The following is a 14,874-nucleotide window of genomic DNA, read 5'->3' as shown; positions in this document are numbered from 1 at the left end:
GCCCTTAATTCTGACACACCCGAGCCACTTGCGGCCTTGAGTGTTAGCGACCGTCGAAACTGGGCTACTTTTCGACCGTCGCTTACACCTTGAGTTCGCTGCACGCCTTAGCCCGCATATAGGCATTGGATTAATGCTGGTGTGGTGTCGAGTTCGCGTACCAAAACATACGGGTTGGGGCTATAGAGGGTTCCGGCGAGGGCATGTCCGAGAGAATACTAAATTCCCTGTCCAAAACCGCTCAAGGTATCACAAGACTGGCTTTGAAATCTTCAAGGCTAATGCGCCCACCATCATCGGTACGTTTTGCATGCTCGTAGGCGGCAATATCTTGAGCCATTTCCAATTCTTCCAACGCGTGAAGATCATCGATGGTGACGATAGCGGCAACAGCTTTGCCTTCGTGCGCGATGATGAACCGCTTTCCTTCTTGGATAGTTTCTCTAAGAATCTGGGAGAGATTCTCGCGTAATTCCCGGGTGCTCACTTGAGTTTCGGTCATGGCCATAAAGCAAATATAAAACTGCTTACGCCGGTCACACAATGGGAAAATCGGTTAGGCGCGGCCGCGGTGCTGCCAGCACCCCGGATGCCAGTGGCGGCGCGAATCCACCCCGTACTGGGCACCCCAGATGGTGTCCTCCGTCCAGGCAACGATATTGCTTTCACCAACCCGGATCATCCCGCCGCAACCGGGGCACACATAATCCTTCGCGGCGCTGGCGATGCGCCGCACTTTATACGTGGCGCCATCGCGTCCGTTTTCATAGGTGAGCCCACCCATCGCCGCGCTGATATTCAGCGGGTGAACGGGACGGGAATACTTTTTCGACCGGCGCATTCTTCCATGGTAGCCCCTGAGCGCGCGGAGTCCACTAGCATCGCGTACGACGCCGCAGTCTCCCGGCTACGCCACCAACTTGCCGTCCTGCGCAACCAACTGCCCGGCGCGGTAGACCCGCCGCGGGCGCAGTTCCTCATCCACGACCAGCAGATCCGCGCGCTTGCCCACTTCGAGGGATCCGCGATCGGTCAAACCCATTACGCGGGCCGGGGTGGCGCTCGCCATGGTAACGGCGTCGTTCATATCGACTCCCGCGCCGACCACGGTGCGCACAATATCGAGAAGATGAGAGGTGCCGCCCGCGAGATTGCCCCCGCGCAGCCGTGCCTGCCCGTCGGTCACATGCACCCGCAGCCCGCCCAGCTCGTAGGTGCCATCCGCCATACCGGCAGCCGCCATGGCATCGGTGATGAGCGCGATATTTTCCGGGCCCACGATTTCGACCACGTTGCGCACCAGCTCGGAGCTAATATGCACGCCGTCTCCAATAAGTTCGACGACGCAGCTGCCGCGCCGCGCGGCAGCCAAATACTCGGCTACCGGACCGGGCGCCCGGTGACGCAATTCGCGCATGGCATTAAAGAGGTGGGTGGCCACCGGGGTTGCCCCGCCGGCCACCGCCCGCTCCTGGAGCTCCCGCGCCGGGCCGGCCTCCGCGTGGGTATGCCCCCAGGTGGGCACCACACCGTGCTCAAGCAGCAGGTCCACCACCTCGCTCGCCCCCGATAGCTCGGGGGCGAGCGTCATCCCCCAGGCATGCCCGCGGGCAGCGGTGAGGAGCCGGTTAGCAATCTCCACGCTCGGGGTTTCCAAATAGGCGGGGTTTTGTGCCCCCGCTCGCTCGCTAGAAAGGAAAGGTCCCTCAATAAGAATGGCGGCCAGGGTCCCGTCCTCGACCGCATCGGCGAGCAAGCTTGCCCCGGCCTCCATGCGCTCCACGCTCAGGGTGGTGAGAGCCGCGGCTATCGAAGTGGTCCCGTGCGCCAGATGTTCCCCGGCCGCCTGCGCCACTTCCGTGCTATCTTTCGCATCAGGGAAGGAAGCCCCTCCCCCGCCGTGGCAGTGTTCATCAACGAGCCCGGGGAGGATGAGCCACCCCTCCGGGAGCTCTGCTGTCACATCGCTCGATACCGTATCTACCCGCGTGAGAACTCCCTTGTCCCACGCGATTTCACATTCACGTACGCCGCCGGGCAACGCTGCCCGGCCGTATAAGAACCCCATTATCCCGTCCTAAAACAGTCGATCCTCCGGGTGGTCTATGCCACGCATATCGTCGTAGTTCAAGATCATACAGTCAATGCCGCGGTCTTCGGCCAGCACACGGGCCTGAGGTTTGATTTCCTGGGCTGCGAAAATACCGCGCAGCGGGGTGAGGAGGGGATCGCGGCGCAAGAGGTCAAGGTAGCGGGTGAGCTGTTCGACCCCGTCGATTTCGCCGCGGCGTTTAATTTCGACGGCGATATAGCCGCCCTCGCCGTCGCGCACCATAAGATCTACCGGACCGATGGCGGTGGGGTACTCCCGGCGCACCAAGCTGGCCTGCGGGGCGATGCGTTCCACCTGTTCGGCCAGCAGTTTTTGCAGGTGCGCTTCCACCCCGTCCTTGACGAGTCCGGGATCCACCCCGAGGTCTTGCTCGTAATCGGAAAAGACCTCGTAGATCCGAATAACCAGCCGGTCATCGGTTTTCTTGTGCTCCACGTTCCAGATGGTGCGCACGCCCGCCTCGCGCTCGGCTGCGCTCGGTTCTTCTTCGGTGAAGAGGGTTGGGCCCATCATCCAGTTGAGGGGCTTGTAGGAGCCGGTATCTGCATGAACCAGCACCGAGCCATCCGCCTTGACCATGAGGAGCCGAGTGGCCGGTTCGAGATGCGCGTCCAGGCGTCCGGAATAATCCACCGAACAGGTAGCAAAAACAACGCGCATCTAGAACAACACCCAATCTCCCCGGGGCGGGGCCGAATCCGCCCACGCCACCAGCGCCGTATGCGCTTGGCAGCTCATGGCCATATCAATTTCTGTATGAGCATCCCCCACGCGGGCGGTGGCGATATCCTCACGGACTTTAACCAGGTTGATGCTCAGGGAACGCCGGTCGAGGCGCAGCGCCGGACGCCAGGATAGGGAGGCGACCCTAAACCATTCCAGCGCATCGGTGCGGAAAAACACCACTCCGGTATGCCAGCGGTGCTGCCGGCGTACTGCCGCCTGGGAGGACCCCCACTGGTTGAAGAGGTACCGCACCCGCGCCAGGAAGTAGATGAGGAGCGCGAGGAGAACCAGCACGACGATCAGTGCTACGCTTTGCCAGCTCATTCGCGCTCTCCGCCTACTGCCCGTTGACCGACTGCTCGCTGACCGAATCGGCCACCACAATAACCTGGTTCGCGGTCACCGTGAGGAAGCCGGAGCCGGACATTGTGAAGCTGCGATCGCGCCCGTCCGCGCAGCCGCGCACCTCGACGTTGCCTTCCGTGAGGAGAGCAACGAGCGGGGTATGGTCCGTGAGGATACCCACCGAGCCTTCGGTGCCGGGCGCGGTCACCGATTCGGCATTCCCGCGCCACGCCAACTCCCGCTGGGAAACGATCTCAACGTCCAGCATTATTCGCTCCGCAGTTCGTGGTACTTGCGTTCCAGATCCTCGATGCCGCCAATATTGAAGAAGGCCTGCTCGGGGACATGATCGTACTCGCCGTCGCAAATACGGCGGAACGCTTCAACGGTTTCCGCAACCGGAACGGTGGAGCCTTCCACGCCGGTGAACTTCACCGCGGTGTACATATTCTGCGAGAGGAACTGCTGGATCCGGCGCGCGCGGGCGACGGTCAGGCGGTCTTCTTCGGAGAGTTCATCCACACCGAGGATGGAGATGATGTCCTGAAGTTCGCGGTTCTTCTGGAGGATTGCCTTGACGCGGGTCGCGACTTCGTAGTGCTGCTGGCCCACGATCTGCGGGTCCAGAATACGCGAAGTCGAGGCGAGGGGATCCACCGCCGGGTAAATACCCATGGAGGCGATATCACGCGAGAGCTCGGTTGTTGCATCCAAGTGGGCGAAGGTGGTTGCCGGCGCCGGGTCGGTGTAATCGTCCGCGGGAACGTAAATGGCCTGCAGCGAGGTAATGGAATGCCCGCGCGTGGAGGTAATACGTTCCTGGAGCGCACCCATTTCATCGGCCAGGGTGGGCTGGTAGCCCACCGCGGAAGGCATGCGCCCGAGCAGGGTGGATACTTCCGAACCTGCCTGGGTGAAGCGGAAGATGTTATCGATGAAGAGCAGCACGTCCTGGTTGGCGACGTCGCGGAAGTACTCCGCCATGGTCAAACCGGACAGCGCGATACGCAGGCGCACCCCCGGCGGCTCGTCCATCTGTCCGAAAACGAGGGCCGTCTTATCAAGAACCCCGGCTTCGTCCATTTCGTGGATGAGGTCGTTACCTTCGCGGGTACGTTCGCCCACCCCGGCGAATACGGAAACACCATCGTGGTCGAGGGCCACGCGCTGAATCATTTCCTGGATGAGGACCGTTTTACCCACGCCCGCGCCACCGAAGAGGCCGATCTTGCCACCCTGCACGTAAGGTGTGAGCAGGTCGATAACCTTGAGGCCGGTCTGGAACATTTGGGTTTCCGGCTCGAGTTCGTCGAAGGCGGGAGCCTGGCGGTGAATCGACCAGCGTTCCTTCACCTCGATCTCATCGGGGGAAACGTTAAGCGGTTCGCCCACCACGTTGAAGACGTGCCCGCGGGTCACGTCACCGACCGGAACGGTGATGGGGGCACCGGTATCGATAACGACGGCGCCGCGCACCAGGCCGTCAGTCGGCTTCATCGCGATGGTGCGCACCACGTTATCACCCAGGTGCTGAGCCACTTCCAAGACCATCTCCTGCTCGATGACGCTTCCGTCACCGGAGGGGAGGGTTGCCGTGGTTTTCAGGGCGTTATTGATATCGGGAAGCGCGTCGGACGGAAATTCGACGTCGACGACGGCGCCAATGACCTGCGTAATCCGGCCGGTTGTGGCCAGGTCCGCGGTCTGCTCCTCTAGTTGTGCAGTCATAGTGTGTTCCTTATCCGTTACGAAGCGCGTTATCCGTTACTTAGTGCATCGGCACCGGAGACGATTTCAGTGATCTCGGTAGTGATCTCAGCCTGGCGCGCGTTATTGGCGAGCCGGGTGTACTTCTCAATAAGTTCAGCAGCGTTATCGGTAGCCGCGTGCATCGCCTGCTGGCGCGAAGCGAGTTCGGAGGCCGCAGCCATGAGAAGAATCGAGGAGATACGTTTGCGAACATACATGGGCACGAGCGCTTCGAAAACGTCGTGCGCTGAGGGTTCGAAATCGTAGAGCGGTTCGGTTTCTTCCGTGCCGCCGCCCGAGAATTCCGATCCGGTATCCTCCAGATCGCCTTCCCCGTAGTCCACAATGGCGAGCGGAAGCATGTGGCGCACCTGCACCACCTGGCTCACCATCGATTGGAAACGGGTGTAGACCACGTGGACTTCGGCAACGCCGCCTTCTTCCGGCGCGGCGGTGAAAGCCTCGAGGAGGGTGCGCGCGATTTCATCGGATTGCTCCGGATCGGGCTTATCCGAGGTGCCGCTCCACTCCCCAGCGATATTCACGCCGCGGAATTTGAAGTACTGCAGGCCGCGCCGACCGGTCACGTAGAGCACCGGATCCTTACCTTCGGCACGCAGATTCTCCACGGTGCGTTCCGCTTCGCGCAGTACATTGGCCGAATAGGCTCCCGCCATGCCGCGGTCGGAAGTCACCACGAGTACCGCTACCCGATTGGTATCGGTACGCTCGCGCATCAGCGGGTGCTGGGCGTCAAAGTCGTGGCGCCCCACCAGCCCGAGCGCGCGGGTTACTGCCCGCGCGTAGGGGTCCAGTTCCTGCGCCTCCCGGCGCGCCGAGCCGATACGCGAGGCCGCAATGAGCTCCATCGCGCGGAACACCTTTTGCAAGGTGCTCGTCGCACGAATTTTGCTCTTGTAAATCCTCTGTTCGCCGGCCATCGATTAACCCTTCGTCGGCCGCGCGAGAGTTTCACGGGCCTGCTCGGCCGGGACATCCTCTTCCCCACCCGCGGGCAGGTTTTCGGCGGTGCGGTAGGACTCCGTAAAGGCGCTCACCGTGGCTTCGAGTGCGGCTTCGAGATCCTTATCCATCTCACCGGTAGTGGCAATGGTTTCCAGCACCGAGGAGTTGTGCCGCACGTAGTCGAGCATGCGTGCTTCCCAATCGTGCACCTTCTCCACCGGGACATCATCGAGATAGCCCTTCGAGCCGGCCCAGACCGAAACCACCTGTTCCTCAATGGGGTACGGGGTGTACTGCGGCTGCTTGAGCAGCTCCATGAGGCGCTCACCGCGGGTGAGCTGCTGGCGGGTGGCCGGATCAAGATCCGAGGCAAACATCGCGAAGGCCGCCTGGGAGCGGTACTGGGCCAGGGTGATCTTCAGGGTACCGGCAACCTTCTTCATCGCCTTGATCTGCGCATCGCCGCCCACGCGGGACACCGAGATGCCCACGTCCACGGCAGGGCGCTGATTAGAGTTGAAGAGGTCGGACTGCAAGAAGATCTGACCGTCGGTAATGGAAATAACGTTGGTCGGAATATAGGCCGAGACGTCATTCGCCTTGGTTTCCACAATCGGAAGGCCGGTCATGGAACCTCCACCCAGCTCATCGGAGAGCTTGGCGCAGCGTTCCAGCAGGCGCGAATGCAGGTAGAAAACGTCGCCCGGGTAGGCTTCACGCCCCGGCGGGCGGCGCAGCAGCAAGGACACCGCTCGATAGGCTTCCGCCTGCTTAGAAAGATCGTCAAAGACGATAAGCACGTGCTTACCTTCGTACATCCAGTGCTGGCCGATAGCCGAACCGGTGTAGGGGGCCAGGTACTTAAAGCCCGCCGGATCGGATGCCGGGGAGGCCACGATGGTGGTGTACTCCAGCGCGCCGTAGCGGGCCAGGGTGCCGCGCACCGAAGCGATGGTGGAGCCCTTCTGGCCGATGGCCACGTAAATGCAGCGCACCTGCTTGGAGGGATCCCCGGTTTCCCAGTTCTTGCGCTGGTTGAGGATGGTGTCAATCGCGAGGGCGGTTTTACCCGTCTGGCGGTCCCCGATGATGAGCTGGCGCTGGCCGCGCCCAATCGGGGTCATCGAGTCAATAGCCTTGATACCGGTTTCTAGCGGTTCGTGCACCGACTTACGCATCATCACGCCGGGAGCCTGCAGCTCCAGGGCACGCCGGCCGCTGAGATTCTCAATTTCGCCCAGGCCGTCAATCGGCTTACCGAGCGGATCCACCGTGCGGCCGAGGTATCCGTCGCCCACCGGGACGGAGAGCACCTCACCGCTGCGGCGCACTTCCTGGCCTTCTTCAATATTGGAGAAGTCACCGAGAACCACAACGCCGATTTCCCGCTCTTCCAGGTTCATCGCCAGTCCGCGGGTGCCATCCTCAAAAACGAGAAGTTCATTGGCCATCGCACCGGGCAGGCCGGCCACGCGGGCGATGCCGTCCGCCGTCATGGTGACGTGACCAACTTGCTCACTCTCGGACTGCTCCGGCGTGTAGCTACGCACGAAGTTATCGAGCGCTGCCCGAATCTCTTCGGGCTGGATTGTCAGATCAGCCATTCTTTTTCCTTACCTGTTGCTCGCCGGTGCCGCCGGCATGGCCGCGACTTTATCGCGTACATCTTTAATTCTGGACTGCAGCGTCGCGTCAATAACATCCGAACCGTGCTGGATACGCATGCCGCCCACTACAGTCGGATCTACCGACACGTGGATGGAAACTTCGGTTCCGTACATCGCGGTCAGGGCGCGCTGGAGACGTTCTTCTTGGTTCGCCGTGAGCGGCTGGGCCACCAGCACCGATACTCCGGAAACATCGCCCAAATCCGCTGCCTGGACCGCGTACTCCATGAGCGAGGCGGCCAGGGTCATCTCCCGCACTCGCTCGAGGGCGCGGTGCGCGAGTACCCGGGTTTCCTCCCGAATATTCGGAACCACCCGGTCAAAGAGTGCCGCGCGTTCCTCCGCGGAGTATTCCTCGCGGGAGAGCGTGATGCGCAGATCAGGAGTTTCTTTAAGGGTACGCATAAGCTGGTAGAGCTCATCTTCGACGCCGGAGAGCACCCCGGCGCCACGCGCCCGGACCAATACAGCGTGTGCGCCGAGGGTATCCACGGTCGTGACGAGATCAGCGTCCTCCGTCCACGTCCGCCCCGCTACCGCGCGCAGCACCGTAAGAACCGGTGCGCTCACGTGGGCGGCGAAAATGGCACCTGCCAGGCTTTCCCGTGCCGCACCAGCCCGGGTGGTATCCGCGAGGGTTCCACGCAGGGAAGGGGAGGCATTGATGGCGTCTGCAGCGGCGAAAAGTTCGCGCGCCAAGTCAATTTCCTGGCCGGGATATTCCTGAAGCAGGGCGTCCCACTCTGCGGTGACCGCGGCGGCGGATTGCTTACTCGTGGACCGCATTACGCCCCCGTTCGCGCCTGCTCCTCGAGATTATCGAGGAACGAATCGACGACGCCCTGATTCACACTCGGATCGAGGCGAATCTGCTCACCCACGATACGACCGGCCAGCTGCGAAGCCATAGTGCCCAGATCCGCGCGGAGAATCCGCGCGGCGGCGTCGGTATCAGCCTTAATCTGAACCTGAGCCGCGGCGGAAATGCGCCGCGCTTCTTCGCCGGCTTCCCGGCGTGCACGCTCGATAATATCGGAGGCATTGGACTGTGCCTGGGCGCGGATATCCGCGGCTTCGCGCACCGCGGCGTCCTTTTCGGACTGGATGGTGGCACGTTCTTGAGCCACTTCCTCGCGGGCGCGCTCGGCAGCGAGCAAACCTTCTTCGATTTTCTCCCGCCGCTCATCAAGCATCTTCGTCAGCGTCGGCCAGGCGAATTTATACACCGCGATGGCGACGATGAGGAAAGATACCGTGCCCCACAGCAGATCCGGAATGGCCGGAATGATAACACTGTGTTCTTCAGCGAGATACATTGCTTAAGCTCCGAACACGAAGCCCGCGGCGAAGCCGATCAGGCCGAGTGCTTCGGTAAAGGCGATGGACAGGAACATATTGACACGCAGGTAGCCGCGGATCTCGGGCTGGCGTGCGGTAGCTTCCTGGTTCTTCGCACCGATGAGGCCGACGCCGATGCCGGGGCCGATAGCCGCGAGACCGTAACCGATGGTCGCGAGAACTGCTGCAGATCCAGTCATGGGATTGTCCTTTTCTTGTTGTTTTAGTGGGCGGAAATAGAAAGTTGGATATACGCGGCGGTGAGCAGGGCGAAGATATACGCCTGCAGGCACGCCACGAAAAGTTCAAAGACGGTGAAGAGGATACCCGCCACCAGAGTGACCGTACCCAGGCCGATACCGAGGCCCCCGCCCATGGAGAAGTAGAGCGCGTGGGTGCCCAGGAAGCAGAGCACGAGCAGCATATGCCCGGAAAGCATATTGGCCAAGAGACGAATCGTCAGGGTGACGGGCCGAATAATGAAGGTAGAAAGCAACTCAATGGGCGTCATGATGATGTAAATCGGCCAGGGCACCCCGGGCGGGAAGAGTTGTTCCTTGAAGAAGGTACCCGCCCCGCGTTCTTTCATACCCGCAATAATGAAAGCCACGTACGCCACCACGGCGTAAATGAGCGGCATACCAATAACCGACGTACCCGCGAGCTGCAAGCCCGGGATAACGCCGGTCAGGTTCATAAAGAGAGTACCGAGGAAAATGGTGGCGAGCAGGGGCTGGTACTTCCGTGCCTGCCCTTCAAGAATTTCTTCACCGATCTGCACCCGCGAGAAGTCCAGCAGGGATTCCATCGCAGCCTGCGCACGACCCGGAATGAGCTTGGCGCGCTTGGCATAGATAACGCAGAAAACCAGAAGAACTAAAGCCGCAAGAAGACGAATCACCATCACGCGATTCATCTCAAATGGCGTGCCGGCGAAGAAGATGGGGGCGGGGAAGAATTCCTCAACTCCCGGGGCGTGGAACCCGTCGTTCTCCATCGGCAGGCCGAGCATGCTCAGATTCGCGAACGAACCGACTGCCATGCGCTCACCCTCTCCATCGAATCTTTCCGCGGCGGGAACCCCGCCTGAACGGCACTGCTAACCTATCTTAGCGTGGAAATCACAATTGTCATCACCGCGCGGCCTTGAACTTTGCCGCCGTGAACAGTGGTCTACGTTACTCTTACCGCCTCTGCGCGGCTAGGACTAAGCGCCCTGTTCCCGAATATACCCGCGAAACGCGGCCTGGCATCCCGGGTAGCTCACGATGCGGTCGCACGAAGATCCGCGCGCACTACCACCCACGATTGCACCGCGAGCGCACAGATAATGAGCCCGGCAAGCGCCAGCGCCGCGGTTCCCACCGGCGCGGCGGTCAAAGCACGCACCGCCCCGAGACCGCTTAACACCACCACGAGTTTGACCGCGTAGCTAGTCAGAGCCCATCCGCTCCCACCGGGCAGGTAACGTGCACTGCCCCAGGTCACCACCTGGAGGATAAACGCAATGAGGGTGGCCCATCCCACGGCGCAAGCGTGCTCACCTTGACCGGCAAGCAGGCACATCGCTATCCCGATTATTCCGACGACGACGCATCCGAGCGTTGCGCTCAGCTGGGCACGGTGCAGCAAGCGCGCGGCGCCTCCGCTCGGGGCGACCCCCCACCCGGATTGGGCCCTCATTGATGCTCCTCCGCTTCCTGCACCGGCTCTGTTTCCCGCGCCTGCTCAATCATGGAAACAGGCGCATCTCCGGCATTCTCCTCCGGGATTCGCTCCCCGCGCGCCGCCGAGCTGCGCCGTCGGCCAAACATCCCGAAGGTGACCACGCAACCGAGCACCACCCCCGCCGCCCCGATCAGGGCGACGTGCCGGGCGGGTAGCACAATAAGCAACATGCAGCTGAAGGAGAAAATAGCCGTCCACAGATAGAGAATGAGCACGGTGCCGGTATGCGAATGGCCCAGGCGTAGCAGGCGGTGGTGGAGGTGGCCGGCGTCGGCGTGGAAGGGAGACTGCCCGCGGGCCAGGCGCCGGGTGACGGCCCAGATGAAATCAGAGAGGGGCAGCACCACCACGGCGAGGGCCAGCAGCAGCGGCAAATACGCCGGGAGCGCGTAGCCGAGGGAGGTGGATTGCGGATCGATCTGCCCGGTGACCTGGATAGCCGAGGCGGCCAGCACCATGCCGAGCATAAGCGCGCCCGAATCACCCATAAAGATACGAGCCGGGTGGAAATTATGCGGCAGAATCCCGGTGCACATCCCCACCGTGGCCGCCGCGGCGGCGCAGGCCACCGAGGTGTAATCCCCCGGGGTGGCATTGCGGGTAAGAATATAGGAATAAATAAAGAAAGCCAGGGAGGCAATCCCCACGATCCCGGCGGCCAGCCCGTCCAGCCCGTCCATAAAATTCACAGCGTTCACCGTGATGACCACCATGAGGATGGTGAAGAAAATCGATAGGCGGGTGGAGCCCACGGTCAGCCCCATAAAGGGCAGCGTGACGAACTGGACGCCCTGCCAGGCCATGACCCCGGCGGCCAGCACTTCGCCGGCCAGTTTCGTCATCCAATCGAGTTCCCAGATATCGTCGATGGCACCCACCAGGCACATAAGCCCGGCGCCCAGCCAAATCGCCCAGGCTTGGGAGGCGGGCCCGAGCACCCGGTGCAGGTAGGGGATCTGCGAGGCAATGGCGAACGAGGCCGAAAATCCCAAGAACATCGCCACCCCACCCAATCGCGGGATGGGCACGGTGTGGATATCGCGTTCGCGCACCTGCGTCATGGCGCCCACGCGCAGCGCCAGGCGCAGAATCGCGGGAACCAGGAAGTAAGTGATGGCGCAGCTGAGCACCATCATGAGCAGGTAGACGCGCATGCTCTCTCCTTCCTAGTGCTGTTGCCGTTCAGTCTAGCCGGCCCGCACCGTGCTTCCGTGCGGCGCCGCCGCATCGCTTCAGCCCAGCGGCACGATGGCGGCGATATCCTCATCAGCAATAGCGCCGTGGCGCAGGATCTGCGCCCGCTCCTCCGCGAAGCTCACAATGGTGGACGGCACCCCGCCCGGTGCGGTGCCCCCGTCCAGGTACACCGCGACTTTCTCTCCCAGCTGCGCGCGGGCCTGCGCGGCGGTGCGGGCCGGGGCGTGCTCGGTAAGGTTCGCGGAGGAAACGGCTAGCGGGCCGGTGCGGCGCAGCAGTTCCAGAGCGAGCGGATGATCGGGCATGCGCAGCGCCACGGTTCCGTGGGTTTCGCCCAGGTCCCAGCCGATGCTGTTATTCGCGGGGAGGATGAGGGTGAGAGCCCCGGGCCAGTACGCCGCGGCGAGTGCGCGGGCGCCGGCCGGGATGGCGGAAGTCAAACGGGCGGCGTCGTCCATCGAAGCGACGAGCACCGGGGAAGGCTTATCGCGCCCGCGCCCTTTCGCGGTGAGGAGCCGGGTGACAGCCGCGCGCGAAAACGCATCCGCGCCCAGGCCGTAAACGGTATCGGTTGGGAGAACCACGAGCTCGCCGCGCGCGAGGGCGGCTACCGCGGCATCACAGGTGTCCATATTCTGCCTCCAAAAAACGTTCGCGCCCGGCCAGGTCCCGGCCGGTTGCCACCCGGGTGAAACCCTGCGTCCGGGCGTATTCGCGCAGGGGCGCGCTCTGCGTCTCGGCGTGTTCGAGAACGAGGATACCCCCGCCCCGCAGTAGCTGCGCCGCGCGCGCCACGAAAAGCCTGGGCAGGTCCAGGCCGTCCGCTCCCCCGCCCCACAGGGCCCGTGCCGGATCGGCCCGCACTTCTGCGCTCACGGGCGTATCGGGTGGAATATAGGGAGGATTAGCGACGACGACGTCAACCGCGTGGTCCAGTTCGGGAAGCGGCTCAGTCACATCGTGGTGCAGAAAAGTAACGGGCGAGCCGTAGCGAGCATTATTGGTGGTGGCCAGGTGCAAGGCCCGGGGATCTGTATCGACGCCGATCACCCGGGCAGCGGGGACTTCGGTAGCGATACTCAAGGCAATGGCCCCACTGCCGGTGCCAAGATCGACAACAAGGGGGCCTGCCTGCTGCCCGGCGGCGCCGTTCTGCGCCGCCGCTGCGCCGTCGTTCCCTCTGGCGGTAGCATTCGCGCGGGTATGCGCGGCTACGCACGCCCGTGCGGCCGCGATGGCGCGTTCGGCTACGATCTCAGTTTCCGGGCGCACAATAAGCGCATCGGGGGTGGATACCAGCTCGAGGTAGCGGAAATACATCCGCCCGGTAATATGCTGAAGTGGCTCGCGCGCGGCGCGGCGGGCCAGATACCGGGTGAAAAGTTCGCGCTGCGCCGGAGGCGGGGTGGTGCGCGGATCGGGGCGCTTCCCGGCGGCCGCTTCGGCCAGCCAGCGGGCATCGGCGGCCGGCGAATCTACCCCGGCCGCGGTGAGCTGCGCGGTGGCACCTGCCAGCAATTCCGCCCAGGTGGTCATAGCGCTCGGCTACCTTCTACTTTTCTTCCGCGGCTTCCATACGAGCCGCTTCATCCATAATCCGGGCCGAATCGATGACGGCATCCAGGTCCCCATCGAGAACCGCGTCGAGATTATGGGCCTTGTAGCCGGTGCGGTGATCGGAAATACGATTTTCCGGGAAATTATAGGTGCGGATGCGCTCGGAGCGGTCCAGGGTACGCACCTGAGAATGGCGCAATTCCGCGTTTTCAGCGGCCTGTTGATCCAGCTGGAGCTGACGCAACCGGGCGCGCAGCACCCGCATAGCGGATTCACGATTTTGGATCTGCGATTTTTCATCCTGCATGGAGACCACAATCCCGGTGGGAAGGTGGGTAATACGCACCGCCGAATCGGTGGTGTTCACGGACTGCCCGCCCGGCCCCGAGGAACGGTACACGTCAATCCGCAGGTCATTCGCGGCGATTTCCACTTCGCCCGGGTCATCCACTTCCGCGAAAACAAGCACCCCTGCGGTGGAGGTCTGGATGCGCCCTTGGGATTCGGTTACGGGTACGCGCTGCACCCGGTGGACCCCGCCTTCGTACTTGAGGTGGGCCCAGACGCCTTCGGAAGGATCCTCAAGCTGCCCACGGGAACGGATGGCAACCTCGAGGTCCTTATAGCCACCCAGCTCGGTTTGGTTGGCACCCAGCACTTCCCAACTCCATCCCTTAGAGGTGGCGTAGCGTTCGTACATGCGGGCCAGGTCCCCCGCGAAGAGGGCGGATTCTTCCCCGCCGGCCCCACCTTTGATCTCCATAATGACATCGCGGGCGTCGTCTTCATCGCGGGGAATAAGGACTTCCGTGAGTTCCTGGGAGGCAGCTTCGTAGCGTTCTTCCATTCCGGGAAGTTCGGGGCGGAAGAGTTCAGCATCTTCCCCGCCCTGGGAGATGATTTCCTTAGCTTCGGTGAGGTCCTGTTCGGCCTGCAGGAAACGCCGGTACACGCGTACCACCCGCCCGAGTTCGGCATAGCGCCGCCCGAGTGAACGCAATTTATCCGGGGAGGAGAGAACTTCCGGGCTAGCCATATCCGCTTCGATTTTTTCAAATTCAGCGAGATGGTGCTCGGCAACCTCACGACGTGTATCAGCCATAACGAGGACCTTTCTTCACGCGCGCCCAGCGCGTGCCCTGCCGCCACCGGAGAGTGGCGACCCTACCGACAATAGTGCAAAAAGAAAAGGAGCGCCCTTGCGGTGACGCTCCTTTCCGTGGCGCTTACTTCTTGCGCTTGCCGTAGCGTGCCTCGAAGCGAGCCACGCGCCCACCGGTATCCAGGATCTTCTGCTTGCCGGTGTAGAACGGGTGGCAGTTATTGCACACTTCCACGCGCATATGGTCACCGTTGTAGGTGGAACGGGTGGTGAACTCATTACCGCAGGTGCAGGTCACGGAGACCTCGTGGTAATCGGGATGGATTCCCTGCTTCATTATCTCTCCTTGGTTCGTAGCTGCCCCCGGGTCCGAGCACGGTTCTCCA

19 protein-coding genes are annotated in these 14,874 nt (G+C 62.4%); all 19 read right to left on the bottom strand.

Annotated features, from left to right (window positions below; translation table 11 throughout):
* Positions 1–241 precede the first annotated feature (241 nt).
* The 19 genes from ACTFPK_RS00800 to rpmE all read right to left on the bottom strand — a co-directional run bounded on the left by ACTFPK_RS00800 (position 242) and on the right by rpmE (position 14,825).
* Entirely contained in the window at positions 242–502 is a 261-nt protein-coding gene (locus ACTFPK_RS00800; RefSeq protein ID WP_439910892.1) for a type II toxin-antitoxin system Phd/YefM family antitoxin, read from the bottom strand.
* A gap of 54 nt (positions 503–556) precedes the next feature.
* Positions 557–841, bottom strand: coding sequence for an ATP/GTP-binding protein (locus tag ACTFPK_RS00795; protein ID WP_274732438.1), 285 nt, complete (start codon positions 839–841; stop codon positions 557–559).
* Positions 842–907: 66 nt separating this feature from the next.
* A complete protein-coding gene (locus ACTFPK_RS00790) occupies positions 908–2,068 on the bottom strand; it encodes an N-acetylglucosamine-6-phosphate deacetylase (protein ID WP_274732437.1) in 1,161 nt (386 codons plus the stop codon).
* Positions 2,069–2,077: 9 nt separating this feature from the next.
* Positions 2,078–2,773, bottom strand: coding sequence for an endonuclease NucS (gene nucS / locus ACTFPK_RS00785; protein WP_126134872.1), 696 nt, complete (start codon positions 2,771–2,773; stop codon positions 2,078–2,080).
* A complete protein-coding gene (locus ACTFPK_RS00780) occupies positions 2,774–3,163 on the bottom strand; it encodes a DUF2550 family protein (RefSeq protein ID WP_439910891.1) in 390 nt (129 codons plus the stop codon).
* 13 nt (positions 3,164–3,176) lie between these two features.
* Positions 3,177–3,452: a F0F1 ATP synthase subunit epsilon gene (locus tag ACTFPK_RS00775; protein WP_016441724.1), complete on the bottom strand. Its 276-nt coding sequence runs from the start codon at positions 3,450–3,452 to the stop codon at positions 3,177–3,179.
* Positions 3,452–4,912 carry a F0F1 ATP synthase subunit beta gene (gene atpD, locus ACTFPK_RS00770; protein ID WP_274732436.1) on the bottom strand — a complete coding sequence of 487 codons (1,461 nt, stop codon included), beginning with the start codon at positions 4,910–4,912 and terminating at the stop codon, positions 3,452–3,454. The genes ACTFPK_RS00775 and atpD overlap by 1 nt, the downstream gene beginning before the upstream one ends.
* Positions 4,913–4,941: 29 nt before the next feature.
* The gene (locus ACTFPK_RS00765) at positions 4,942–5,874 is read right to left on the bottom strand and encodes a F0F1 ATP synthase subunit gamma (RefSeq protein WP_126134870.1); all 933 of its coding nucleotides are present in this window, start codon (positions 5,872–5,874) and stop codon (positions 4,942–4,944) included.
* 3 nt (positions 5,875–5,877) lie between these two features.
* Positions 5,878–7,503 (bottom strand): F0F1 ATP synthase subunit alpha, encoded by a 1,626-nt coding sequence (atpA, locus tag ACTFPK_RS00760; protein ID WP_439910890.1) that lies wholly within the window; start codon positions 7,501–7,503, stop codon positions 5,878–5,880.
* 9 nt (positions 7,504–7,512) lie between these two features.
* Complete coding sequence (locus tag ACTFPK_RS00755; protein WP_439910889.1) at positions 7,513–8,352, bottom strand: F0F1 ATP synthase subunit delta; 840 nt, start codon at positions 8,350–8,352, stop codon at positions 7,513–7,515.
* Complete coding sequence (gene atpF / locus ACTFPK_RS00750) at positions 8,352–8,882, bottom strand: F0F1 ATP synthase subunit B (RefSeq protein ID WP_016441729.1); 531 nt, start codon at positions 8,880–8,882, stop codon at positions 8,352–8,354. The genes ACTFPK_RS00755 and atpF overlap by 1 nt, the downstream gene beginning before the upstream one ends.
* 3 nt (positions 8,883–8,885) lie before the next feature.
* The gene (gene atpE, locus ACTFPK_RS00745) at positions 8,886–9,104 is read right to left on the bottom strand and encodes an ATP synthase F0 subunit C (RefSeq protein WP_016441730.1); all 219 of its coding nucleotides are present in this window, start codon (positions 9,102–9,104) and stop codon (positions 8,886–8,888) included.
* 23 nt (positions 9,105–9,127) lie between these two features.
* Positions 9,128–9,946: a F0F1 ATP synthase subunit A gene (gene atpB / locus ACTFPK_RS00740; RefSeq protein WP_439910888.1), complete on the bottom strand. Its 819-nt coding sequence runs from the start codon at positions 9,944–9,946 to the stop codon at positions 9,128–9,130.
* A gap of 221 nt (positions 9,947–10,167) precedes the next feature.
* Entirely contained in the window at positions 10,168–10,587 is a 420-nt protein-coding gene (locus ACTFPK_RS00735; protein ID WP_439910887.1) for a hypothetical protein, read from the bottom strand.
* A complete protein-coding gene (locus ACTFPK_RS00730) occupies positions 10,584–11,786 on the bottom strand; it encodes a glycosyltransferase family 4 protein (protein WP_439910886.1) in 1,203 nt (400 codons plus the stop codon). Before ACTFPK_RS00730 ends, ACTFPK_RS00735 begins: the two co-directional genes overlap by 4 nt.
* 78 nt (positions 11,787–11,864) lie before the next feature.
* Positions 11,865–12,461: an L-threonylcarbamoyladenylate synthase gene (locus tag ACTFPK_RS00725; protein WP_439910885.1), complete on the bottom strand. Its 597-nt coding sequence runs from the start codon at positions 12,459–12,461 to the stop codon at positions 11,865–11,867.
* Complete coding sequence (gene prmC, locus ACTFPK_RS00720; RefSeq protein ID WP_439910884.1) at positions 12,448–13,365, bottom strand: peptide chain release factor N(5)-glutamine methyltransferase; 918 nt, start codon at positions 13,363–13,365, stop codon at positions 12,448–12,450. Before prmC ends, ACTFPK_RS00725 begins: the two co-directional genes overlap by 14 nt.
* 16 nt (positions 13,366–13,381) lie before the next feature.
* Positions 13,382–14,488: a peptide chain release factor 1 gene (gene prfA, locus ACTFPK_RS00715; protein WP_087069881.1), complete on the bottom strand. Its 1,107-nt coding sequence runs from the start codon at positions 14,486–14,488 to the stop codon at positions 13,382–13,384.
* 124 nt (positions 14,489–14,612) lie between these two features.
* Entirely contained in the window at positions 14,613–14,825 is a 213-nt protein-coding gene (gene rpmE / locus ACTFPK_RS00710) for a 50S ribosomal protein L31 (RefSeq protein ID WP_016441737.1), read from the bottom strand.
* Positions 14,826–14,874 lie beyond the last annotated feature (49 nt).

Source organism: Actinotignum sp. UMB0459 (genome assembly GCF_051905915.1).
Lineage (GTDB): Bacteria > Actinomycetota > Actinomycetes > Actinomycetales > Actinomycetaceae > Actinotignum > Actinotignum sanguinis.
This window is presented reverse-complemented; position numbering and strand designations above follow the sequence as displayed.